General features: G+C 65.3%; 23 protein-coding genes. 16 read left to right on the top strand and 7 right to left on the bottom strand.

Annotation, left to right across the window (positions count from 1 at the left end):
- Nucleotides 1-222: 222 nt before the first annotated feature.
- Together VW23_RS02980 and VW23_RS02975 are read left to right on the top strand one after the other, a co-directional pair.
- Nucleotides 223-699 carry a hypothetical protein gene (locus VW23_RS02980; RefSeq protein ID WP_069908109.1) on the top strand — a complete coding sequence of 159 codons (477 nt, stop codon included), beginning with the start codon at nucleotides 223-225 and terminating at the stop codon, nucleotides 697-699.
- On the top strand, nucleotides 699-2642 hold the full coding sequence (locus VW23_RS02975) for a hypothetical protein (protein ID WP_069908108.1): 1944 nt from the start codon (nucleotides 699-701) through the stop codon (nucleotides 2640-2642). The genes VW23_RS02980 and VW23_RS02975 overlap by 1 nt, the downstream gene beginning before the upstream one ends.
- A gap of 50 nt (nucleotides 2643-2692) precedes the next feature.
- On the opposite strand, the gene VW23_RS02970 is transcribed toward VW23_RS02975, so the two are convergent.
- Together VW23_RS02970 and VW23_RS02965 are read right to left on the bottom strand one after the other, a co-directional pair.
- Nucleotides 2693-3079 (bottom strand): hypothetical protein, encoded by a 387-nt coding sequence (locus tag VW23_RS02970; protein WP_069908107.1) that lies wholly within the window; start codon nucleotides 3077-3079, stop codon nucleotides 2693-2695.
- Nucleotides 3080-3825: 746 nt separating this feature from the next.
- Nucleotides 3826-4110, bottom strand: coding sequence for a hypothetical protein (locus VW23_RS02965; RefSeq protein WP_069908106.1), 285 nt, complete (start codon nucleotides 4108-4110; stop codon nucleotides 3826-3828).
- Nucleotides 4111-4833: 723 nt separating this feature from the next.
- On the opposite strand from VW23_RS02965, the gene VW23_RS02960 reads away from it, so the two are divergent.
- The 5 genes from VW23_RS02960 to VW23_RS02940 all read left to right on the top strand — a co-directional run bounded on the left by VW23_RS02960 (nucleotide 4834) and on the right by VW23_RS02940 (nucleotide 8871).
- A complete protein-coding gene (locus tag VW23_RS02960) occupies nucleotides 4834-5664 on the top strand; it encodes a hypothetical protein (protein ID WP_176730314.1) in 831 nt (276 codons plus the stop codon).
- Entirely contained in the window at nucleotides 5661-6038 is a 378-nt protein-coding gene (locus tag VW23_RS02955) for a hypothetical protein (protein WP_069908104.1), read from the top strand. Before VW23_RS02960 ends, VW23_RS02955 begins: the two co-directional genes overlap by 4 nt.
- Before the next feature lie 9 nt (nucleotides 6039-6047).
- Entirely contained in the window at nucleotides 6048-6734 is a 687-nt protein-coding gene (locus tag VW23_RS02950) for a hypothetical protein (RefSeq protein ID WP_069908103.1), read from the top strand.
- Between the two features lie 11 nt (nucleotides 6735-6745).
- On the top strand, nucleotides 6746-7204 hold the full coding sequence (locus VW23_RS02945; protein ID WP_069908102.1) for a hypothetical protein: 459 nt from the start codon (nucleotides 6746-6748) through the stop codon (nucleotides 7202-7204).
- A 110-nt stretch (nucleotides 7205-7314) separates the two neighbouring features.
- Entirely contained in the window at nucleotides 7315-8871 is a 1557-nt protein-coding gene (locus tag VW23_RS02940; RefSeq protein WP_069908101.1) for a hypothetical protein, read from the top strand.
- 143 nt (nucleotides 8872-9014) lie between these two features.
- Here VW23_RS02940 and VW23_RS02935 read toward each other — a convergent pair whose 3' ends face one another.
- From VW23_RS02935 to VW23_RS02930, 3 genes are all read right to left on the bottom strand, one after another.
- Nucleotides 9015-9527, bottom strand: a complete 513-nt coding sequence (locus VW23_RS02935) for a hypothetical protein (RefSeq protein ID WP_069908100.1) — start codon at nucleotides 9525-9527, stop codon at nucleotides 9015-9017.
- A complete protein-coding gene (locus VW23_RS28470) occupies nucleotides 9499-9831 on the bottom strand; it encodes a hypothetical protein (RefSeq protein WP_141728199.1) in 333 nt (110 codons plus the stop codon). Before VW23_RS28470 ends, VW23_RS02935 begins: the two co-directional genes overlap by 29 nt.
- 68 nt (nucleotides 9832-9899) lie before the next feature.
- Nucleotides 9900-10541 (bottom strand): hypothetical protein, encoded by a 642-nt coding sequence (locus tag VW23_RS02930; RefSeq protein ID WP_069908099.1) that lies wholly within the window; start codon nucleotides 10539-10541, stop codon nucleotides 9900-9902.
- A 195-nt stretch (nucleotides 10542-10736) separates the two neighbouring features.
- Between VW23_RS02930 and VW23_RS02925 the strand changes: the two genes are divergently transcribed.
- The 7 genes from VW23_RS02925 (at nucleotide 10737) to VW23_RS02885 (ending at nucleotide 16478) form a co-directional block, all read left to right on the top strand.
- The gene (locus VW23_RS02925; RefSeq protein ID WP_069908098.1) at nucleotides 10737-11738 is read left to right on the top strand and encodes a hypothetical protein; all 1002 of its coding nucleotides are present in this window, start codon (nucleotides 10737-10739) and stop codon (nucleotides 11736-11738) included.
- Nucleotides 11739-11746: 8 nt separating this feature from the next.
- A complete protein-coding gene (locus VW23_RS02920; protein WP_069908097.1) occupies nucleotides 11747-12085 on the top strand; it encodes a hypothetical protein in 339 nt (112 codons plus the stop codon).
- Nucleotides 12082-13539, top strand: coding sequence for a hypothetical protein (locus VW23_RS02915; RefSeq protein ID WP_069908096.1), 1458 nt, complete (start codon nucleotides 12082-12084; stop codon nucleotides 13537-13539). Before VW23_RS02920 ends, VW23_RS02915 begins: the two co-directional genes overlap by 4 nt.
- Nucleotides 13536-13967, top strand: coding sequence for a hypothetical protein (locus VW23_RS02910; RefSeq protein ID WP_069908095.1), 432 nt, complete (start codon nucleotides 13536-13538; stop codon nucleotides 13965-13967). The genes VW23_RS02915 and VW23_RS02910 overlap by 4 nt, the downstream gene beginning before the upstream one ends.
- 1137 nt (nucleotides 13968-15104) lie before the next feature.
- Nucleotides 15105-15836, top strand: coding sequence for a lysozyme family protein (locus VW23_RS02895; protein ID WP_069908092.1), 732 nt, complete (start codon nucleotides 15105-15107; stop codon nucleotides 15834-15836).
- A gap of 10 nt (nucleotides 15837-15846) precedes the next feature.
- Nucleotides 15847-16242: a hypothetical protein gene (locus tag VW23_RS02890; protein WP_069908091.1), complete on the top strand. Its 396-nt coding sequence runs from the start codon at nucleotides 15847-15849 to the stop codon at nucleotides 16240-16242.
- Complete coding sequence (locus VW23_RS02885) at nucleotides 16242-16478, top strand: hypothetical protein (RefSeq protein ID WP_069908090.1); 237 nt, start codon at nucleotides 16242-16244, stop codon at nucleotides 16476-16478. The genes VW23_RS02890 and VW23_RS02885 overlap by 1 nt, the downstream gene beginning before the upstream one ends.
- Nucleotides 16479-16493: 15 nt before the next feature.
- On the opposite strand, the gene VW23_RS02880 is transcribed toward VW23_RS02885, so the two are convergent.
- Complete coding sequence (locus tag VW23_RS02880; RefSeq protein ID WP_069908089.1) at nucleotides 16494-17321, bottom strand: metallophosphoesterase family protein; 828 nt, start codon at nucleotides 17319-17321, stop codon at nucleotides 16494-16496.
- Nucleotides 17322-17324: 3 nt separating this feature from the next.
- Entirely contained in the window at nucleotides 17325-18272 is a 948-nt protein-coding gene (locus VW23_RS02875) for a diacylglycerol/lipid kinase family protein (protein ID WP_069908088.1), read from the bottom strand.
- Between the two features lie 178 nt (nucleotides 18273-18450).
- Between VW23_RS02875 and VW23_RS02870 the strand changes: the two genes are divergently transcribed.
- A complete protein-coding gene (locus tag VW23_RS02870; protein WP_176730313.1) occupies nucleotides 18451-21129 on the top strand; it encodes a PAS domain-containing protein in 2679 nt (892 codons plus the stop codon).
- Nucleotides 21126-21488, top strand: coding sequence for a response regulator (locus VW23_RS02865; RefSeq protein WP_069908086.1), 363 nt, complete (start codon nucleotides 21126-21128; stop codon nucleotides 21486-21488). The genes VW23_RS02870 and VW23_RS02865 overlap by 4 nt, the downstream gene beginning before the upstream one ends.
- Nucleotides 21489-21560: the final 72 nt, after the last annotated feature.

The following is a 21560-nucleotide window of genomic DNA, read 5'->3' as shown; positions in this document are numbered from 1 at the left end:
TCGCTGTGCTGCTCGCCAATGCCCGGGCCCGCGCCTTCGGCCTGGCGCCCGACGAGCAGAAGCGGCTCCTCGCCGAACAGCGGCTGCGCGGCCTGAAGCCGACCATCCTTTCCGGCCGCACTCAGGAAATCGAGTACTTCTGATGGCTGTCGCGCCTTTGGCGGCGGGCAGCTCTGTCACCCCCACCCCCCGCGTGCCCGCAAGCTTCCAAGGAGCCCGAAGATGGCACTGAACTACCCTGGTTACGTCCTCCCCGAGCCATCGCAGACCAAGCTCACCGACCTGCTCGACCTGTGGGACCATGGCGTCGCCCAGGGCAAAGCCGATCGCTACGAGCGCGAAGCACCGCAGCAATTCGCGAACGCTGCCGCGCCGCTGTCCCAGTTCGGGCTGACGACGCCGCCCGATCAGTTGCGGGCGCTGTTCGCCAATCCGAATACGCGGCCGTTCGCCGTGCAGATGGTGCAGGAGGCGACGGCGCGACGCGCGGTTGCCAATGATGCGCTGCTGCGTAAGCGCATCGAGCCACCGCAGTACACCGCACGCCAAGCGCCTCAGTCGGTCGCATCGCCGACCCCTACTGCCGCCCCCAGAACCACAGATCTCATGGCGACGATAAAGGATGACGCAGGATACGACGCCCTGCCCAGCGGCGCGACGTTCCGCGCTCCCGATGGCTCCGTTCGGAGGAAACCCTGATGGGCTGGCAAGACGCACCCTTCGCTTCACCAGGCACGCAAAGATGGCAGAACGCCCCACTTTTGAGGGACGTGCCACTATATGGGCTCAGCCGAGCCAAGGCTTTTGGCACCAGTCGGCCCTTCACGCCCGTTCCTGACTACAGCGAGCAAGGTGTGCGGGCGATGCGCTCGCGGTTGCGTGACCTCGGCGACATCCCTTACCAGCACCTCACCGACGAACAACACGCCGAGAGCCAGCGTCTGTCAGATGCCTTGGATGAGGTCGACGGCATGAGGTTCAACTTGTACGGAACCTCGGACGAACAACGCGAGAACCGGCGTCTTTCAGTGGCCCCGAACGAGGTCGACATGAGGCTCCCGAGCGAAACGACGCTCAGGCCAGTCTCGGCCGATAGCATGTACCAGCCTGGCCTCGAGCCGCTGGACCAAGCCCACGCGGCTCTCACCAGCACGATAAACAGTATCCCGGTCGCCGGCGTGCCGATCGAGAAGCAGCTCGCTCAATGGCAAGCGGATCTCCACAATTTCCTGAAGCCCGACGACATCCCCATCACCCAGTCCGACGTGCTGAACACCAACGTGCAGCGCGAGTTGCAAAACAAGAAGGGGGCGCTCGCGGGCAAAGTGATCGGCAACATGGGGCCATATCTCGCCGCGTCGAGGGTCGCGACACTGGCGAAGTTGCTAGGCTTCGAGGGCAAACTGGCCGAGCGCTTAGGATATGGCACACTGTCACAATACCTCATCAACACCAGCGACGCGATCACCCGCGAGGGCAAGGACCCGGTGAAGGCTGCCCGCGAGGCGATCGTGCCGACTCTGCTCACCGCACCACTCGCATTGATCGGGGACCCACCCCCACCCGGCCGGGCCATAACTGCGGAGTTAACGCGCGCGGGGATTGGGGTGGATGACGCCGAGGCGGCGCTCAATGCAGTGGGCCCTGATGCCGTCCTGGGTGACTTGTCGCCCCGCCTCCAGACGACTCTTGGCACAATCCCGTCGAAACCGGGGCCGGCGCAGGACCTTGTGATTAACGCGATGCGCTTGCGAGCAGCAGGCACCGGCGATCGCATCAAAGCGGGCCTGGAGGAGATCTTTGGCCCCGCTCCCATACCCTCTCGCGAGGCCGCCGCCATCACGGCCAGGCAGGATGCGCTCCTGCTCGACGAAACACTCGGTCATGTCCCGGGCACCAGGGCGCTGGACGATCAGTTCGACGAGCTGACACGGCAACACGAAGGATTGGACCTCGGCGCGCTCGCACTTCGCAACGGCGACAGAGATGCGGTCATACACCCGGCAGACTTCGGCGATGCGTTCGCAGCTGGTGCACTTCCCCGTGGGGAATTCATCGGTCCCTCAGGCGTTCCGGTGCGCATCCAGCAAGGAATGATCGCCGACATCGCTAGGATCATCGGCACCAGACCAAGCAACCCCGCCGCCATGCATGAAATCCTCAGCGCCCAAGGAACCTGGAACCGCGAGAAGCTGGTCACAGCTTTCGGGCAGGAAACTGCCGACAGGCTGACCCGATTGTTCGACGGCGAAGCTCAAATGGCGGCAACGAAGGCGAGCGCGGAGAAGGGATTGGCTACGGAAATGCAGAAGTCCGCCGATGCCAGCCTCGATCCGTCGACGAGGGAGAGCACCCTTTGGTCGTTAATGAAGGGCAATTACGGTGACGCGGCCTTACAGGCTTTCAACCGCCTCACCGGCGGCCTGGCAGTGGCTGAGCAACGCATGGCCAACGAGCGCATGGCTCTGGCGCTCCTCGGGCGGGTCGTACCAGCGGCAAACAGCGTCCCGCCTCCGCTGCTCCTCAGCGCCCTGGCGCGCGGGCTCTGGGGTGCTGGACAGCAACCTAGTGGTGGACGCGCGCCGGCCGCGGAAAAGGCGGTGGTTCCTGCTTATCGCAGTTGGGATAGGCAGACGCCATGATCAGCGCTGCCTCGACCGGGAGCACCGATCGGCGCGAGGTCCGATCGCCATCATAACGACCAGTGCTTCATCGCCATGGGCGCCACCATTACGATGAGCCCAATCAGCAGCACGATCACTGTCCAGATCAGATTTCTTAGGCCGAGCACCACTCTGTGGACGCTCTCCGCCGCTTTGGCCGCGAGCGCTGCATCCCTGCGGCCGTTCACCAGCAGAATATCTCGCTTCTTTTCGTCGATATAGTAGTCCAGCTCGTATGTGCCGAACTGGCCAAGCTCCTTGTGCAGAACATTGTCAGCGAACGCGCGGTCGATCGTCAGATCGACGTATCCGTAGGTTTTGTAGCGGAACTCCCTGGCGACTTCGATCTCTGCGCGCAGATGCTCGCCTGCGACCTCGGCGGTGGTGCGCTCCCTCTTAGTGTCCTGCGATTCCATTCATATCCCCTCACTACGTCCGAGCGTTACGGTAGGTCCGCGTCCTCAAGGCGGCAATAGCGGCATCGGTCATGCCGAACCGTGCCGTGTACCGAAGCGACAGCGATCAGCCTTCGATCGCTAGCTCCGTGGGCGCGCCGAGATCGGCAGCATCACCATGCCCCCACCATCACCGGGCTACATTGATCAGTTTGATCGCGGTGCGGGCCCTCGCGAACCGCAAAGGCCTTCTCGCACCGGACGGCGCGGCGGCGCGATCCGCTCGCCGAGCTGGGTGAACTGATCACCATCAAGCCAGGGCCGATTGAGAGCGAGAGGCTCCGCCGCTTCGCCGTGCCCCGGCTAAGGCCGCGGGAGTATCCCGCCCACGGAGAAATCGACGACCACCACGCGACCACCACCACGCGACGACCGTCAGGAGAAGAAGCTGAAATTTGGGAAGAACATCAACTTACATATTATGAATACCATCATAGATACTAGGAACCCCAAGATATGATATATTCCTTGGATAGTTACATTCATGCGCTCAAGTATATCCGCAGCCCGCTTCTGTTCATCAATTTCCGACATTCTTTAAGCTTTCTCTGTTTGCGGACAGCCGCCAATACCTTATCGCCCGGCAGCCGAAATGAATGGCTGGCGATCGGCCCTCAACCGTTTGTTTCGATGCGCCTGTCTTAGCCGGATCCTATCTCTTGTTTCGGCTGGCAAGTTCACCCCCGAGAGGCGCGTACGACGCAGCCTCAATGGCCTGAGATCAGCGGGCAGTGACACCAGTCGATGTGCTTAAGGCTCATCGTGAACAGGCCGCCGGCGGCGAATGCCATGAAGACGATGAACAGGAAGCCGTACCAGGGCAAGATGTCCTGCAGGTAGGCGATGTAGAGCCAACCCAGAAAGCCGAGCATAGCTACCGACCCGATGCGGTTCAGGCCGCGATCCGGCCGTAGCCGGTACTTTCCATCCTCGCCACGAACTTTGTATTCGTTGATGTCGAGGTCGAGGTCGGTGGGTCGCTTGCTTGCCATAGGCACGATTCCTATCCTTGGCCGTTTGCACCGCAAAACAGTCGTCGCCGGCTTTCGTTGCCATTGCGTCGGAGCGCACGGTAGGTCCGCGTCCTCGAGGCGGCAATAGCCCGCATCGACCATGCCGAACCCTCGCCATGTAGGACGAAGCGACAGCGACCAGCCTTCGATCGCGACACGGTGGTCTATGCCGACAGCGCGCTGAGCGTAGCTCGCGATCAGTGATCCGAGCCAACGCGCGCGGACTTATCTCACCCGACCCCAATCGAGTATTTCCGATGCCCCCGATCAGCTGGCCTACCGGCACCGCGCCGGGCGTGAACCCCACCGAAACCGGCGGCCGGCTGATCAATGCCATCGCCGAGCGGGCCCCCACCGGCTCGCGCAGCGAGATCGTCTGGCGCCGCGTCGCCGGGCTGATCGCCCGCTTCACCACCACGCAGACCGCCATTCGCGGCGCCCTGCTGGTGGGCTCGGTGCTCTATGTCGTTTCCGGTAACCGGGTCTATTCGATCACCTCGAGCTATGTGGTGACTGAACTCACCGGCACGGTTGGCGGCAGCGGCCCCGTCACCATGGCCCGCAACATGAAGGCGCCGGTGCCCGATGTGCTGATTGTCCACTCCTCGGGCATGTCGCAGATCAACATCTCCGGCGCCTCTGTCGCCGTGTTCAGCGATGGCGACCTGCCCTCGGTCAACTCGATCTGCTGGGTCGATGGCGATGGGCACCGCCTCGCTCGAATTCTACGCCAATGCCGGCAACCCCACCGGCTTCGCCTTCAACCGCTCCGTGGTGGTGCCGATCGGGCTCAAAGCCCCCTATGCGGTGGCCGGGTTCGAGCCGGGCTTTGCCGATACGGTGATCTTCGTCGCCAACGACAACACAGTGCGCAAGCTCCAGGGCTATGACCCCACGCCGATCTCCGGCCCCGACCTCAACCGGCTGATCGAAGCGGTGACCAACCCCGCCGAGCTGGTGGCCTGGGTCTACCAGGCGGCGGGCCACGCCTATTGGGTGCTGAGCGGGCCGGGCTGGACCTGGGTCTACGACGTCTCGACCGGCAGCTGGCACGAGCGGCAGAGCTATGGTTTTAGCGATTGGCGCTGCCGCTATGGCATCGCCGCCTGGAGCAAGTGGTTCACCTTCGACCTTCAAAGCGGCAAAGCGTTCGAGCTGAACTCGGCGGCGCGGCGCGATGGGGCGAACCCGCTGGTCTGGACGCTGCGTTCCAACCAGGCGCACCGCTTCCCCGGCCGCGCCGTGATCCACAAGGCGAGCTTCGATTTCGAAACCGGCATCGGCATCGACGCAGGCATTTCGCCGATCGAAACCGACCCGGTGGTGCGGATCCGCTGGTCCGACGATGGCGGCCGCAGCTGGGGGAACCCCTTGACCCGCCGGGTCGGCACCGAGGGCGAAGACGTACCTATCGACATCAACAATGCCGGGCTGACCGGCCGCAAGGGCCGGATCTGGGAGATGAGCATCTCCGACCCCATCGAGATCGCGTTTTTCGGCGGCGCCATGGATATCGAGGAGCGCGCCGCATGAGCACGCCGGATAGCCTGAGGCCGATCCCGCATCCGAGCGCCCGGCTGGTCGACGCCGACGGGGCGATCACCAAACCCTGGTACGACTGGCTGAACCAGCTGGCGGGAAAACTCGCCGAGCTGACCCCGCTCGAAGCCAGCGCGACTTACGATCCGCCGCTGCTCGCCGATGGCGCCGGCGCCACCACCGACGTGACGGTGCCGGGCGCGGCGCTCGGCGATTTCGCCACCGCAGCGTTCTCGCTGACGACGGCCGGCATCACCATCACCGCGTGGGTTTCCGCCCCGAACACCGTTTCCGTCCGCTTCCAGAACGAAACCGGCATGCCGCTCGACTATGGCAGCGGCAGGCTCACCGCCCGCGTTTACAAATAGGAGCCTCAAATGGCTGACATTTTCGAAACCATCGGCGACTGGCTGGGGCTCAACAAGGGCAAGGCCACGCAGAAGGCCGCCGAGCAGAACCGCGGCGTCATCAACCAGCTGGGCAATACCGGCCGGCCGATCATCGAGGGGATCCAGGGGGTTACCGGCGATTACCTCGATCTCGGCAAGCTCGGCGCCGGCCGTTACGCCGATGCCATGGGCCTCAACGGCGCCGACGGCTACGCCCGGGCCGAGGAGGCGTTCCGCGCCGGGCCGGGCTACCAGTTCGCGCTCGACCAGGGGCTCGATGCGGTGGCCCGCAAGGGCTCGGCCATGGGTCGGCTCGATAGCGGCAATACCGATCTCGACCTGATGCGCTACGCCACCGGCTATGCCGACCAGGCCTGGGGCAACTGGATGAACGGGCTCTCGGGCTACAACAATATGTACGGCCAGGGCGTCGGCAACGACGTCGCCGCCCGCGGCCTCGGGCTCGATTTCGAGAGCGGCCTCGCCTCGAGCTACATGGGCGCCAACAACCAGGTCGCCGCCGGCAAGGAAGCCGGCCAGGGCGCCATGCTCGACGCGCTGGGCGCCGTCGCCGGCATCGCCGGCCGCGCCTTCGGGGGCGGGGCATTTGGCGGCTATGGCGGCTTCGGTGGCAACTCCGTCAACCCCACCACCAAAATGCCCGCAAGCTTCTGAGGAGCCCGAAGATGGCACTGAACTACCCCAACTATGTCATTCCGCAGCCCTCGCAGACCAAGCCCACCGACCTGCTCGACCTATGGGACCAGGGCGTGGCGCAGGGCAAAGCCGATCGCTACGAGCGCGAAGCGCCGCAGCAGTTCGCGAACGCTGCGGCGCCGTTGTCGCAGTTTGGGCTGACGACGCCGCCCGATCAATTGCGGGCGCTGTTCGCCAATCCGCACACGCGGCCGCTGGCGCTGCAGATGGTGCAGGAAGCGACACAGCGTCGGGCCGATGCCTATGCCTCGCCGGGTCAGCTCGGGGGGACGGCCCGGACGCCGCAGCCCACCGCATCGACCTCTCCCTACGCACCCTACCCTCTGCCGCGCGAAGCGCGTCCATCGCCGCCGGCCCAAAGGGGTTACGCCTTTACCGGCTTCACCGGCGGTGACTCCTCCAGCCCCGCAAATTGGGAGAGACCCTGATGGCCGATCCCCGGGAGAACTTGGCCCTCATTCCCGATCACCGCTCCCGCAGACTCATACGCGCCGCTTTCGGCCCCTCCCTCGCAACCAATAGCTAGCAAGGTGCAGTAATGGTTGGTGTACCGTTCAACCCTCGGCAGCCGACAGGGCTGGTCGATACGTCACACGCCGCAGCCAACGCCGCCCAGGATCCGTTGCTCAGCCTCTACTTGGCCCAGAATGGCTTCGAATCCGCGGGAGCAAAGCCGGACCTCACCGAGAACCTGGCTCGTGCTGCCGGGCAAGGTTTGACGTTCGGGTGGGGTGACGAGCTGCTTTCGTTTGGCCAGGCGGGCCTCGACCAGCTGCTGCATGGCGATGATGGCAAGGACTTCTGGCAACGCTACGATTCCAGTGTCGCTCGCGAGCGCCGCAACCTCGAGGCCTTTCGCCAGGAGAACCCGATCGTTGCCTATGGCGCCGAGATCCTGGGCTCACTCCCGACTGCACTCGTGACCGGCGGCACCGGCACAGCCACCGGCCTGGGCCGGATCGGCACAAACCTCCTGGTCAACGGCGTTCAGGGCGCTTTTTACGGCGCGGGCGCGGCCAGCGGTGACACGCTTGCCGACCGTGGCTGGGGTGCGGCTACCGGTGCGGCTGGCGGCATGGCCGCAGGCGTCGCGCTCGATGCAGCTGGAAATGCTGTCAACGCCGGACTCAAAGCAGGCGCCAAATACCTTGCCGACTCAAAGACCATCGCCGCCGCACCAAGCGGTGCTGCCGTCAAGGCTACCGCGGAGGCAGCCCGTGAGGCAGCCGAGTCAGCGGACGTGGTCTTAACGCCCACCGCTACCAGTCTCCTCAAGCAGGACTTGGGCCAGACCCTGGTTGGTGAAGGGGTGACGGTCCGCGGCGAGATGGTCGCGAACTACGATCGAGTGCGTGGCTCTATGAGGTTGCTCGACCAGTTCGCGGACGAGCCGATGACAATCAAGTCGTTCCGGCGGCTCTACGAGAGCTTCGAATACGCGGCTCGTAGCGAAATGCCGGGCGAAGCCGAGGTCGCCAAAAGTATGCTCAAGCAACTCGACAGCTTTATGGACGGCTTGCCGCAGGAGGCATTCAAGGGCACCGGCGACGGTGTTGAGGCTGCGGCGCAATGGCGCGCGGCGAAGGCACAACTTGCGAAATTCGAGCGCACAAACATTATTGAGACAGCAATCGAGAACGCGAGAACATTCGGTGACAATTTTCCAGAAGGCCTCAAAAATGAGTTCCGCGAAATCCTGAGAAGCGGGGAAAAGAAAGCCAAACTGTCACCAGAAGACATTGCCGGTATTAAGCACTTCATTCAGGGCGATAACATCAACAAGGCCCTTAAGTTCCTGAGCGAGGCCGATTTACGCGGCGCCCTCGATGAGCTCCCCATCCCAAAAATCGTCGGCAGGATGGCGCAACCGTTCGTCAGAGGAGCTGCCCGAGGGCAGATCGGCCAAAACGCCCAGCGCTCTGCTGACATTGTGCGGGCCACCGCCGCACTTGGCGAAGCAATCCCTCCCGTACCTACGGGGACGCTCGACCTCCGCGCATTGGCTCCAGGGCTCGGCAACAACGACGGGGTTCATATCATCGTCAACGGTGGGAATCCCCTGCTCCCGCCCTATGTCGACGATCGGTCGTATTGAACCCCGAGAGCTTCTCGGCGGGATGAGTCTTTTGCTACGACAGTTCGTGCTGAGCTGTCGCTCTGCAGCAAGGAAAACGAGCGTCAATTCGCTCGACGCCTCCGATGCCCCTTCGACAACATCGCTTCATCTCGAACCAAGCATCAGATCACCGCGAAGAAGCGGACGAGGCACCAAATGAACACGACCATCGATACCAAGGCTGGGACCAGGTTCCACGCGGCTCTGTGAAACTCTTTCGAGTTGCGCCTCTCTCGCGCCTCAACCTCGTCAATGGCTCTTTCCTTCCCTTTGGGATCGAGAAGCCTTCGCATTTCCATCCGAGCTTCGGCGACCTCCTGCTTCAGCTCGCGAATCTCTGCGTTGTTTCCACTCCCCGTCGAATTGATCATCGCATAAAGCATTCCGGCGAGCGTAACGATCAGCACCTCGGTACGGTCGGTTACCCGCTCGAGCACGTACCAGACGACGCCGAGCGGTATCAAATTGATCCCGACGATCAAAAGGGACCAGACACCCAGAAACAGCGTGCGCAACATACGGCCTTCCCTCTCCAACGTCGGGCGAACATAGTGGCGAAGGTCCTTGCTGGGAAGGCGGGCGGCGCCGCGCGCCAGCCACACGAACTCACTTCGGAAGTCGAGCGTGCGGTACATCCTCAGTCGTTCCCGCCTTGGATCGGCCTATCTTTGCCGGACCCCGATCCTTCGCTTCAGTTGCACGCTTGATCCGCGTTCCGTCCAGGGCTTCGTGCAAGACGATCAGGGCGATGCCAGGAGCCAGCACCAACCCCCAGGCAACCCACTGCGGAACAGGTGGGAAGAATGATAGCACCCCTGCCGCCAGGAACGGGGCCAGGATGCCGGGCGGAACAGCGAGCGTCGCCAGCCACCCCATGTCTCGCAGACTATAGGTGCCATTGCGACGATACTGATGCGGTTCAAGATCCAGATCAGGCATCAGAACCCGAAAGAGCTAACCAGTCACTAGACGGCTATGACGAAGCTGCGGAGCGCAAGGGAATTCCATCATTTTACGCTGCGGAGCCACATTAGGAAGCTGACGCTCAAGCCGAAGCCAACCAGGACGCTAGCGAGTATTTGCCCCTCTGGTGAGAAAGTCTCCTGGTACAAGTAGAGGATCACCCCGAGGGTGAGCACTACAAGCCCCCCCAGGAAGCTAAAGAGCGGCCGGACCTGGACGTTCAGCAACGGCCGCCTCATGGTCCATCGTACTACGACCACGCCGCCTACTAAGAGGCCAGGCATTACTGAGAACTGCGCGAGCCTGTCTTGGTCCTCAAAATGCCCCCGGTAGACAAAGGTCGCGATCAGCCCCAGCACCGCAGCAACGGCGAAGGCGTACCAAATGTGTGGCCCCTTGGATTGGTACGTCTCGTCCACTACTGGGTCAGAAGACCCGTAGCGATCAGGCGTCATGTCAACGTCATCGCCGCGTGCCACGGGACGAGGCTTCCAGAGTTTTCCTGCGATCCAGACGATCGCGCCGGGGACTACGCTAAGTAGCAGCACCAGCAGCGGGTTCAGCTCCGGCCTGACCTGGGAACCGGCCACCAATGCAAACATCCCGATCACGACCGCGATCACATACGCGCTTTCCCAGAACAAGGTCTCGCCGCGCGTCAGCACGGCACGCTTTCGCTCAGACATTGGAGCTTGTCCTGGCTGGTGCATCGCCGACGCCGCAATACCATCGGCAACGCCGGCCGCCCGTGCCGTTCCGAGAAATAGCAGCCCTCATCTATGCCCCCACGCAGTGGAACGCAGCATAGCGACGGAGATCAGCCCCGCAAAGCTGCTTGCGAGTTGCCGACAGCCTTATCCCCCTCCCCCGGAGACTTCCCCATGGCAGCCATCTGGCCCGGCTCGCGCGTGCCCAATTTCGGCATTGGCGACCAACTCTCTTTCTACGATACCGCCACCTCGACGCCGCAGGTGGTCTATGCCGATGGCGCCCTGAGCGTGGCGCATGATCAGCCGATCCTCGCCGATGCGCGCGGCATGTTCCCGGTGATCTATCTCAGTCCGGCGCCGGGCAGCTATCGCCAGAAGCTCACCGACGCCAATGGCGTGCTGATCTTCGACGACGACGATATCGATGTGCCGCAATCGGCCGATTACGAGCCGCCCGACCCCGGCGTCACCGACCCGACGCTGCTGGTCACCACCGGCATGCGCATCGGCTTTTATGGCACCGCGGCGCCCACCGGCTGGGTGCGCTGCAACGGCCGCAGCCTCGGCTCGCCCAGCTCGGGCGCCACCGAGCGCGCCAATGCCGATTGCCAGGCGCTGTTCCTTCACCTCTGGACCGCCGACGCCACGCTCACCGTCAGCGGCGGGCGCGGCGCCTCGGCGGCTGGCGACTGGGCCGCCAACAAGACGATTGCCCTGCCCGATTATCGCGACCGTATCGCCATCGGGCTCGGCGGCATGGGCAATGCCGATATCAACCTGATCCCCGATGCGACGGTGGATGGCGGGGAAACCAACACCACGCTCGGCGCCACAGTGGGCTCTGCAACCCAGACGCTCACCACGGCGCAGTTGCCGACACACCAGCACAATGCCGGCACGCTGCTGATGCCCAACCACGGCCACCCATCCTCGATTTCCGCCCGAAGTGACAGCGGCCCGGTTCAGACCACCACCGGTGGCATGGGCCTCATCGGCATCGGGACCTCGCAGTACCCGGCCTTCACCGGCGCGGCAGGCAATGCGGCCGGCCAGCAGATCGGCGGCTCTGGTACCGCGGCGATCACCGGCGCCACGGCAGACAGCACCGGCGGCGGCGGTTCGCACCCCAACGTCCAGCCTTCGCTGTTCGAACTCGTCATCATCAAACTCTGAGGCCCGCCATGTACGAGCTGCAGTTCTTTGCCACCGACGATGCCGATTGGGCGCAGCGGGTGGACCTGATCGACGACGCCACCAACCTGCCGCTCGCCACGGCGGGCGTGCTGTTCGAGCTCGAGGTGAGCGAGCATGGCGCCCGCCGGCTGTTCGCCAGCACCGCCGACAACAGCATCGAGATCCCCGAGCCGGGCACCATCCAGTGGCGCTTCAGCGTGCCCCAACTCGGCGCGCTCGATATCCGCAACACCTATCGGGTGGGCTGCCGGATGACCAACGGCAGCGGCACGACGCAGCTGTTCACGGGTACGCTGGCCTTTGTCGGGGGCGGGTTCGGCTCATGAGCGACACCATCACCCCACGGCTGAGGATCAAGGCGCAGCCCGAATTCACCGTCCGCGCCAAACCCGTGCCGCCGCCAAAAGTGCGGCTGCGCGTCACCCCGGCGCTGCTTCCGATGGAGATCGAGCTCAGAAACACCGGCATGATGGTGCAGTGGCGCTATCTGGGGCAGGACTGGCAGGACCTGATCGCTATCGACGACCTCGACACCACTGTCACGGTCGGCACGGTCACCACCTTACCGCCTGGCTCGCCCGCCACGGTCGCCAATGTCGGCACCGTCAAGGACATGGTGCTGAACTTCGGCATCCCCGCGGGTATCCAGGGCATCCAGGGCAATGCCGCCACCATTGCCGTCGGCACGGTGACCACGGTCGGCCCGGCAAGCCCCGCTGCGGTCAGCAATGTCGGCACGCCCAACGATGCCGTCTTCGATTTCAACATCCCGCAGGGCGCCGCCGCCACCGTGACGATGGGCGCTGTCACCACGTTGGCACCGGGGGCTCCGGCCAGCGTCGTCAATGTCGGGACGCCTGGCGCCGCGATCCTCAATTTCGGCCTGCCGCGCGGCGCGCCGGGCATCCTCACCTCGGTGGTCGCCGGCGCCAACGTCACCGTCGACAACACCGACCCGGCCAACCCGGTGGTCACCGCCGCCGGCAATGTCGGCGGGCCGGCGAGCGCGGTCGATAGCCGGGTGGCGCTGTTCGACGGCACGAGCGGCAAGCTGATCAAGGACAGCGGCGTGCTGCTCGGCAACGCGGCCTCGCGCAATGTCGGCACTGCGGCGGGAACGGTTGCGGCGGGGGATGATGCCCGGATCACCGGCGCCATCCCGTCGAGCGTCCTGACCACGCAGGGCGACATCCTCGTGCGTAACGCCAGCGCGCCGACCCGGCTTGCCAAGGGCACGCAGTACCAGGTGCTGCAGGCCGGGGCGACCGACCCGCTCTATGGGGCGCTGAACCTCGCCCAGGCGGCGGCTGTGACCGGCGTGTTGCCGGCCGCTAACCATCCTGATGCGAGCACCGTCGCGAAGGGTATTTCGGAGTTTGCGACGGCAGCCGAGTATCGCACCGGCTCCGATACTGTGCGCGCACTGGTCGTCGACCAGGTCTGGGCGGCGGCGGGCCTCGCCGTGCTCACCGACGGCACCAGCATCGCGGTGGATTTCGCCACCGGCTTCAATTTCGGCGGCGCTGCCAACGCCGTGCTGGGGCTCAACGGCAACCAGAGCCTCTCGGCCCCGACCAACCTCAAGACCGGCCAGACCGGCATCCTGTGGTTCGGCGCCGTCACCTCCACCCGCATCCTGACGCTCAACGCCGCCTGGCTGCTCTGCGATGGCGTCGAGACCGGCCCCTACTCCATCACCACGGCGCAGGAACTGGGCATCGCCTATGTCATCCGGGCGAGCCGCACCTACGTCACCGCAATCATAAGGAGAGCCGCATGACCCTCGTTCACCAGGTCGACGGCGCGTGGACCCCGATCCATGGCGTGCAGACCCTCGAGCGCATGGTGGCAACCTGCTCCGTCACCTATCACGATGGCCGGCAGACGGAGATGCCGTGCGAGCCGTATCCGGTTGAGGAGGTGCTCGACCTGGGCAAGGTGGAGCAGTTGCTTGCCGAGGGATCGTGGGGGGCGGAGGAACTGGCTCGATTTGGGCTGCGGCGCGCTCGTGGCGTGGACGTCCCCGAGGGCAAGCAGCGTGTCGGGCAGCCGCGATATGTGGAGCGCAAGGGAGAGGTTGTCGAAGAGTGGGCGCTGGAGGAGGTGGCGCCACCGGCGGCCGATCCGACGCCAGCGGAAAAGCTGGCGGCGTGGGGGCTCAGCGTAGATGACCTCAAGCAACTGCTCCACGCAGGGGCAGACGCATGATCGAGCTACCGCCGCCACTCGTTCTGCCGGATCACTGGGTTAACAAACGGCCGGCGATCATCCGGCCAGAGTTCGATCCTCAGCGATACTTCCCCGCGCTTTCGAACAGGGAAGAGCGCCGCGCTATAGAGGCCGAACTCCTGCGCAAGGGACGGATGGACGCGATACTTCCGGGATGGTGCCGCCTGTTGCTTCTGCCCCCCTAATGCTAACGTGGCTAGGTTCCGCGTCCAGCACAGCCAATACAGCCGCGTACAACTTCGGCAGCTTTGTCGCCCCGACGGCCGGGCTGATGCTTGTACTGTCCACCATCAGAGGTGACACGTCCGGCACGCACTTGTCGGTGTCGATCGGCGGGACTGCCGGTACACTTCACTTCAACGCTCCGGCCCTGCTCAACAAAAAAGCCATCGCATCTCGTGTCGTGGCCGCTGGCTCAAACAACGTAACTGTGACCCTCAGTGCCGCCAACGGGGTAAACACTGGCGCCGCCGTTGGTGTCTGGCTGCTCACGGGCTACACGTCGATAACCCCGTCTTCGCCTGCCGACGAGTCTGCAACGAGCAATACTTGGACGCGGACCATGACGATCCCTGCGCGAAGGGTGGCTACCTACGCGCACCAACACGGCTTCTCGGTCACGGGCGCTGTCACGTGGAGCGACGCCTTAGAGCGCACCGACTTCCTCGCCACGTGTAGATATTCTCACGCCGACTTACGGGGTGTAACCGGTAGCCACACCGAAACCGTCAGCCGCGCCGGAGGCTCAGACTTCGGCTACATCCTGGGGGCGGCATGGGGCTAATCGCTCGCGAGATAGAACATCTCTGCTGCGGCTAGGTAGGCATCCGCATCGGCACTGCGTCTTGTGAACGCAAATCCCCACCGGCGATCGTCCCGATTGTACCCAGTGAACTGGGCACGCCAAATCCAGCCAATGCCAACAAATCGCACTTGGATCGAGTGCTTATCTTCGTGTGGTGGGAGCTTGGAGCCCGACGGCATCCTTGCTTCCGCAGCACTGGTCGACATTTCCACTCCCTCCCCTGTGTAGCGGAGAAGCTACCAGATCGAGCCAACTGAGCAAATAGCGCCGCACATCGCATCCCTCCCCCTCGCAAAGACCGGAGACTCCCCATGAACCCCAACGTGCCCCACGGCGCGGCGATGCTGCTCGACTTCATCGCCGGGCTCGAGACCAACCGGCAGGGCCAGGCCGGCTATGAGACCATCATCGGCTACCGCAATGAAAAGCCCGGTGCGCTAACCAGGCCGATCACCGAGATGACGCTCGAGGAGTTGCTGGCCGAGCAGAAGCGCTGGGTGCGCAACCTGAAGGCGCCGAGCGGCGCGGCCGGGCGCTACCAGATCATCCGGCCGACGCTGCTCAGCCTCATCGCCGAGCTGGGCGTGCCGCTGTCGAGCAAGTTCACCCCCGAGCTGCAGGATCGGTTCGGCCTCGCCTTGCTGCAGCGGCGCGGCTGGAGCCCGTTCGCCGCCAACACCTTGTCGCTGCAAGACTTCGGCAACCGCCTGGCGCGCGAGTGGGCCAGTTTCCCGGTGCTCAGCCGGCAGCAGGGCGCGCATCGCACCGTGGAGCGCGGCGAGAGCTACTATGCCGGCGACGGTATCAACGCCTCGCTGACCAAAGCCGGCAACGCCGAAGCCGTGCTGGCTGACGTGCTGAACGCGATGGCGCCGCCGCCGGCGCCGGCCAAACCCACTCCCGCACCGCTCCCGACCAAGCCCCTGCCCACCAAACCAGTCCCGCCCCCAAAAGGCTGGGGCCCGCTGGCCTGGTCCATCCTCGGGCTCGTCATCGCCGTGGGCCTGGTGGTTGCCGCCTTCACCCTCCCGCTTCCCTTCTGAGGACATTGATATGACCACGTTTCTCTCTTCCGCCGCCCTGGGCTGGTTCCTGCGCCGCATCCTCGATTGGGGCGGCTGGCTCGGCGCCGCGCTGCTCGCCATGATCAACTTCTACAACGCGCTGCCGCCCCAGCTGCAGGTGGCGATCGCCAAGATCGTCGCCGGCAACTGGCGGGAGATCACCTTGGGCGCCGTGCCCGGCCTCGTGGCGCTGGTCTGGAGCCAGATCCAGTCGTTTCGCGCGACAGTCCGACCACAGGTGGTGATCGACGGCCAGCAACTGCCGATCAAGAAAATGCCGCACCGCGAGGCCACCGGCATCGAGGAATTGAGCCGCACCGCGCTGGAGAAGCGCGGCAAGACCCTCTTCGAGAAGCTGCTGAAGCTCAAGCTGGGGAGGCCGTAATGCCCACCCCCCGCTTCGATCTCACCATCAACCTCGGCCACGTCATCACCTTCGGTGGCCTGCTCGTCACCATGGCCGTCGGCTGGGCGACTTTCGACGGCCGGCTGCGGGCCGTGGAGCGGACGCTGGAAACGGCGACCGCCACGCTGGTCGAGCAGGTCCGGCAGGGCGCGCAGCTGGCAGCGGTGTCCGACCGGGTCACGCGGCTCGAGCGGGTGGCTGAAGCCGGCCGATGAGTCCGGCGCCAACCCTCAGGTCAGGCCCGATGCCGTCTCCCGGGTCACCCACTGGTCGCGGCTCCAGTCGCGCACCCGCACCGAGATGCGGCCATTCTCGATATCGATCAGGTTGTAGCCATTGGGCTCGCCGCGCAGCCGGGTCGAAATCGTCGACGACGCCTGCGCCACGAGGATCGGGACATTGGCGGCCTGGCGCAGCCCCTGCGGCGCGCCTTCGACGACGCTGCCCGGCCGCTCGTGCTTGCGGACATAGGACAGGTGAAAGTGCCCCGAGAGGACCAGCCGCACGCCCAGCTCCGAGAACGTCTCGAGCGCCTGGTCGGCTCGCTTCACCAGCCGCATCGGTTTCTCGCCCGCTGTTTCGGGCTGCATCAGCGGGTGGTGCGCCACCACCACCCTGAGAGCGTCGGGCGAGGCCTTGTCGAACCGCGCCGCGAGCCGCCGATGCTGCCCGCGATTGATCGCGCCATGCGCCCAGTTCAGCCCGGCGCGCAGCCGCCGCGAGGTCTTGAGCCCGGCAATGGCGACGCCGCCGACTTCCACAAACGGCTCCAGCTCGGTGGCGATATAGCGCCGGTAGAGGCCATAGGGATCGAGGAAGCGGCGCATCAGGTTGACGGCCGGCACGTCGTGATTGCCCGGCACGGCAAATACCGGCACCGCGAGCGTATCGAGAAATGCCCGGGCGGCGCGAAACTCGCTCTCCGAGCCAAGCTGGGTGAAATCGCCGCTGACCACGACGATGTCGGGCCGCTGCGCTGCGAGGTCATCGGCGAGGCCTGCGGCAAGGCTCGCATCGTGGCGACCGAAATGCAGATCCGAGAGGTGGCAGATGCGCATGGTTCACCCGGCCTCCGGTTCCGGCTCGACGAGGCCCGGTTCGGCCTCGGCAACCGGCGGCGCCAGCACCGACAGGGCAAGAGGGAGCGTGCGGAAGCGCAGCGGCCCCTGCAGGGTTACCACCTCGCCATCGAGCATCGCCCGGACCAGCGAGCGCCGGGTCCTGACCACCACCGCACGGACGCTCTCCATTTCGAGCACCTCGTCGTTCCGCCATGAGCCAAGCACCATCTCGGTCGCCAGCCGCAGCGCATCGCGCAGGCGCAGCTGCCGCAACAGATAGAGGCTCAACATTCCCTCATCGAGGCGCGGCCGGTGAAACACCTGGCCCAGCCCCTCGCCATAGTCGTTATTGGCGACGGCGATCGATTGCACCCGCTCGATCCGAGGCTCGCCCGAGCGCGGCGTGATCTCGGCAGCAAAGCGGCGAAGCCGCGACAGGCGGCGCACGAAATGCCCGAGAAAGGCGATCCGGGCGGCAAACCCATCGTGACCGCGCAGCTTTTCCCGCGCCGCAGCGATGCCGGGCACCGCGCCGATCACCACCTTGTGGAGAAAGATCTGCCCGTTCACCTCGCCCACGTCGATCCGGCGCGGGGCCATCTCGCCGAGCGCCTCGAACCAGGCTTCGAGCGTCGTCGGAATGGTGAGGTCGCGGGCGAGAAGGTTGGCGGTCCCCAGCGGCAGCACGGCGAGGCTGCGCCCGGTGGCGATCGCGACCTCGGCCAGGGCGGTCACCGTGCCATCGCCTCCGGCCGAGAGCAGCGCTTCGGCCGGGCTGTTGCGGGCGGTTTGCAGCCGCTCGGCGAACGGCCGGCTGGCATCGGCATCGACACTGACCGCAATGCCCCGCTCGGCGAACAGCCCGTGCAGGCGCTCGGCAGTAATGCCGAGCCGCGTCGCGCCGCCCGAATTGGCATTGAGCACGATATGAAACTTCGTCTGCAGCACGGCGCCCTCTGGAGGAGCACTGGCTCCATCGTCCTCAACGAAGCCGGGGAGCCATCGGTTCCGGTCACGCAGGCTTGCACCCGGCCTTCGGCTAAACTGCCCCGAACCACCGCCATGGAACTTAACCGCCGCTTCGGCATTTATGGCGTTGCGCGTTGCGCGAGGGGGCATCTCAGATATGGCAGACCGTCCGGCTTCGATGAAGCTGCGTCCACACCTTGTGGCCGTCGGGGCGATACTGGCTTTGCTGCTGGTGCTGATCGCGGGCACCGCCTACCTGCTGACCGCAAGTTACTTCGATACCAAGCGCGCCGTGCATGACGACGCCAGTTCGTCCTCGCAGGTGGTCGCCGCCAACGCCAAATGGGCCTTCGAGACGGCGCGCCAGACGCTGCTCAGGGTGGACGATACGCTCGGGGCCGACATCTCGGCGCCACCACCAGGTGCGGCCGAGCAGCTCAAGGAGGCGATCTCCACCCTGCCCGGCCAGCCCAGGATCTATGTGGTCGATACCGCCGGCACCACCAGCCTCACCACCGACGAGCAGTTCAAGCCGATCGATGTGCGCGACCGGGAGTATTTCGCCGCGGTCGCCGCCGGCGAGCCGTTCCACGTTTCGGCACTGCTGGTCAGCCGGCTGAACGGCGAGCAGATCTTCACCATCAGCAAGCGCATCGAGCGCAACGGCCAGTTTGCCGGTGCGGCCATCATCTCGTTCAACTCCGAACTGCTCGAGGAGGTCTGGCAGTCGCTGCACCTCGACAGGCAATCGACCGTCGGGCTGCTGCGCGACGATGGGCAGCTGGTCTCGCGCTACCCGCCGCCGCCCGGGCCGCAGGACCTCAGCCAGTATATCCTCTTCACCACCTACCTACCCCTGGCGCCCAGTGGCAGCTATGACGCCGTCTCCCCCACCGATGGCGTAAATCGCGTCGTCGGCTATCGCCGCGTCCCCGGCACCAATCTCGTCGCCCTCGCCTCGGTCAGCAGCGACAATGCCTTCGCCTCCTACTGGGCAGCCACCTGGGGGGTGCTGGCGCTGGTCATCCCGGCGCTCGTCGCCTTGGTGCTGATCGCCTGGGGCACCTTCCGGCTGCTGCGGGCCGATGCCCGGCAGCGCGAAGCCGAAGCACAGTTCCGGGTGTTCGCCGAGGCCATGCCCAACCACGTCTGGAGCGCCCGGCCCGACGGCAAGCTCGACTGGTTCAACTCCGGCGTCTACCGCTATAGCGGCCGCAGCGAAGGCACGCTCGACGGCGACAACTGGACCAGCATCATCCACCCCGACGACCTGCCCGAGGCCGGCAAGCGCTGGTCCGCGGCGCTCCAGGACGGCACCCCGTACGAAGTGCAGTTCCGGATACGCGGCGCCGATGGCAGCTACCGCTGGTACCTGACCAGGGCGGTGCCGCTGCGCAACGCCAGGGGCGCGATCAGCAAGTGGATCGGCACCAATACCGATATCGATGACGAAAAGGCGACGCTTACCCGGCTGGCCGAGAGCGAGGCGCGGCTGCGGCTCGCCATCGACGCCGGCCAGCTGGCCATCTGGGAGCTCGATATCGACGCCCTGCAGATCACCCCGTCGCCGGCCCTCAACCGGCTCTATGGTTTCCCCGAGGAGGCGACGCCGACGCTGGCCGAATATCAGTCGCGCTACGCCCCCGGCGAGGCCGAACGGGTGGCGGCGATCAGCGCTGCCGCCGTGGCGCGCGGCGAACTCGATCTCGAAGTGGAGATGAAACACCTCTGGCCCGATGGCACCGAGAAGTGGCTGCTGATCCGCTCGCAGCTGGCGCCGGGTTCGACCCTCAGCTCGGGCCGGGCCATCGGCGTGGTGATCGACGTCACCGAGCGCCGGCGCATCGAGGATCAGTTGCGCCGCAGCGAGCAGCGCTTCCGGCTGAGCCAGCACGCTGCCGGCATCGCCTCGCTCGAGGTCGATATCGCCAGCGGCACCATCCAGGGCTCGGAAAAGTTCTGGGACCTGTGGGGGCTCGAACAGCGCGACAAGGCGCATGTCAGCCTGTTCGAAAGCATCGTGGTGCCCGAGGATAGGGACGTGCGCTCCAACGACCAGACGCGCCGAGCGGGGACCGCCGCACAGAACGTCGAATACCGCATCCGCCGGCCCGATACCGGCGAGCTGCGCTGGCTGAGCCGCCACATGGAGTTCATCCATGACGAGGCGGGCGAGCCCGTGACCATGTTCGGCGTGGTGCAGGATATTACCGAACAGAAGGAAGCCCACGCACGCCAGGAAATGCTGACGCACGAGCTGTCGCACCGGATCAAGAACATGCTCGCCATGGTGTCGGCGCTCGCCACCCAGACGCTGCGCGACACCACGCTCGAAGCCGGCAAGGAGGCGCTGATCCAGCGCCTGGGCGCGCTGGGCACCGCCCATGATGCGTTGCTCGGCCGGAACTGGACCGATGCACCGATGCAGGCTGTCATCGCGGCGGCAACCGCCCACCTGCCATCGGAGCGCATTGCGCTGAGCGGGCCCAGCTTCGCGCTGTCGCCCAAGATGGCCCTGTCGATGGCGCTGGCCGTCAACGAGCTCGGCACCAACGCGCTGAAATATGGCGCGCTGTCCAACGAAACCGGCCGCGTATCGATCGACTGGTCGGTGGAAACAAACGAGCGCGGCGAGCGAACCCTCACTTGGGTCTGGCGCGAGACGGGCGGCCCGCCCGTGACCCCGCCGACCCGGCGCGGCTTCGGCTCGCTGCTGATCAAGCGCGTGCTGGCTTCCGATTTTGGTGGCGAGGTCGACGTGGACTACGCCCCCGACGGCCTCGTCGCAACCTTGAGCGCAACGCTCGAACAATCCGATGCAGGAGCCGCCAGATGACGACGCGCAACACCACCGTGCTGGTGGTCGAGGATGAGGCGCTGCTGCTCTATTCCATTGCCGACGAGCTCCGCGACCAGGGCTTTGCCGTGGTAGAAGCCCGCAACGCCGCCGAGGCCATCCGGGCGCTGGAAGCCCACCCCGAGATCCACCTGCTGTTCACCGATGTCGATATGCCCGGCGCGATGGATGGGCTGGCGCTCGCCGCGGCAGTGCGCCACCGCTGGCCGCCGGTCAAGATCATCGTCACCTCCGGCAAAGGCCGCCCGGCGCCATCGGCACTGCCGGACGGGGCGTTCATCCCGAAGCCCTATACGCCGCATGCTATATCGGAAGTGTTTCGGCGGCTCGGGGGATAGGCCGTCCGGCCTGAAAACGCGCCGGCCCCAGCGTGAGCCCAGCAGCACAGTTTTCGGCTATCCGCCGAGCTC

Origin of the sequence: Devosia insulae DS-56, from assembly GCF_000970465.2 — a bacterium.
Lineage (GTDB): Bacteria > Pseudomonadota > Alphaproteobacteria > Rhizobiales > Devosiaceae > Devosia_A > Devosia_A insulae.
This window is presented reverse-complemented; position numbering and strand designations above follow the sequence as displayed.

Bases quoted from the DNA above. Each gene is read 5' to 3' on its own strand.
- VW23_RS02980 (WP_069908109.1), top strand. From the start codon at position 223: ATGGCACTGAACTACCCTGGTTACGTCCTCCCCGAGCCATCGCAGACC.
- VW23_RS02975 (WP_069908108.1), top strand. From the start codon at position 699: ATGGGCTGGCAAGACGCACCCTTCGCTTCACCAGGCACGCAAAGATGG.
- VW23_RS02970 (WP_069908107.1), bottom strand. From the start codon at position 3,079: ATGGAATCGCAGGACACTAAGAGGGAGCGCACCACCGCCGAGGTCGCA.
- VW23_RS02965 (WP_069908106.1), bottom strand. From the start codon at position 4,110: ATGGCAAGCAAGCGACCCACCGACCTCGACCTCGACATCAACGAATAC.
- VW23_RS02960 (WP_176730314.1), top strand. From the start codon at position 4,834: ATGGGCACCGCCTCGCTCGAATTCTACGCCAATGCCGGCAACCCCACC.
- VW23_RS02955 (WP_069908104.1), top strand. From the start codon at position 5,661: ATGAGCACGCCGGATAGCCTGAGGCCGATCCCGCATCCGAGCGCCCGG.
- VW23_RS02950 (WP_069908103.1), top strand. From the start codon at position 6,048: ATGGCTGACATTTTCGAAACCATCGGCGACTGGCTGGGGCTCAACAAG.
- VW23_RS02945 (WP_069908102.1), top strand. From the start codon at position 6,746: ATGGCACTGAACTACCCCAACTATGTCATTCCGCAGCCCTCGCAGACC.
- VW23_RS02940 (WP_069908101.1), top strand. From the start codon at position 7,315: ATGGTTGGTGTACCGTTCAACCCTCGGCAGCCGACAGGGCTGGTCGAT.
- VW23_RS02935 (WP_069908100.1), bottom strand. From the start codon at position 9,527: ATGTACCGCACGCTCGACTTCCGAAGTGAGTTCGTGTGGCTGGCGCGC.
- VW23_RS28470 (WP_141728199.1), bottom strand. From the start codon at position 9,831: ATGCCTGATCTGGATCTTGAACCGCATCAGTATCGTCGCAATGGCACC.
- VW23_RS02930 (WP_069908099.1), bottom strand. From the start codon at position 10,541: ATGTCTGAGCGAAAGCGTGCCGTGCTGACGCGCGGCGAGACCTTGTTC.
- VW23_RS02925 (WP_069908098.1), top strand. From the start codon at position 10,737: ATGGCAGCCATCTGGCCCGGCTCGCGCGTGCCCAATTTCGGCATTGGC.
- VW23_RS02920 (WP_069908097.1), top strand. From the start codon at position 11,747: ATGTACGAGCTGCAGTTCTTTGCCACCGACGATGCCGATTGGGCGCAG.
- VW23_RS02915 (WP_069908096.1), top strand. From the start codon at position 12,082: ATGAGCGACACCATCACCCCACGGCTGAGGATCAAGGCGCAGCCCGAA.
- VW23_RS02910 (WP_069908095.1), top strand. From the start codon at position 13,536: ATGACCCTCGTTCACCAGGTCGACGGCGCGTGGACCCCGATCCATGGC.
- VW23_RS02895 (WP_069908092.1), top strand. From the start codon at position 15,105: ATGAACCCCAACGTGCCCCACGGCGCGGCGATGCTGCTCGACTTCATC.
- VW23_RS02890 (WP_069908091.1), top strand. From the start codon at position 15,847: ATGACCACGTTTCTCTCTTCCGCCGCCCTGGGCTGGTTCCTGCGCCGC.
- VW23_RS02885 (WP_069908090.1), top strand. From the start codon at position 16,242: ATGCCCACCCCCCGCTTCGATCTCACCATCAACCTCGGCCACGTCATC.
- VW23_RS02880 (WP_069908089.1), bottom strand. From the start codon at position 17,321: ATGCGCATCTGCCACCTCTCGGATCTGCATTTCGGTCGCCACGATGCG.
- VW23_RS02870 (WP_176730313.1), top strand. From the start codon at position 18,451: ATGGCAGACCGTCCGGCTTCGATGAAGCTGCGTCCACACCTTGTGGCC.
- VW23_RS02865 (WP_069908086.1), top strand. From the start codon at position 21,126: ATGACGACGCGCAACACCACCGTGCTGGTGGTCGAGGATGAGGCGCTG.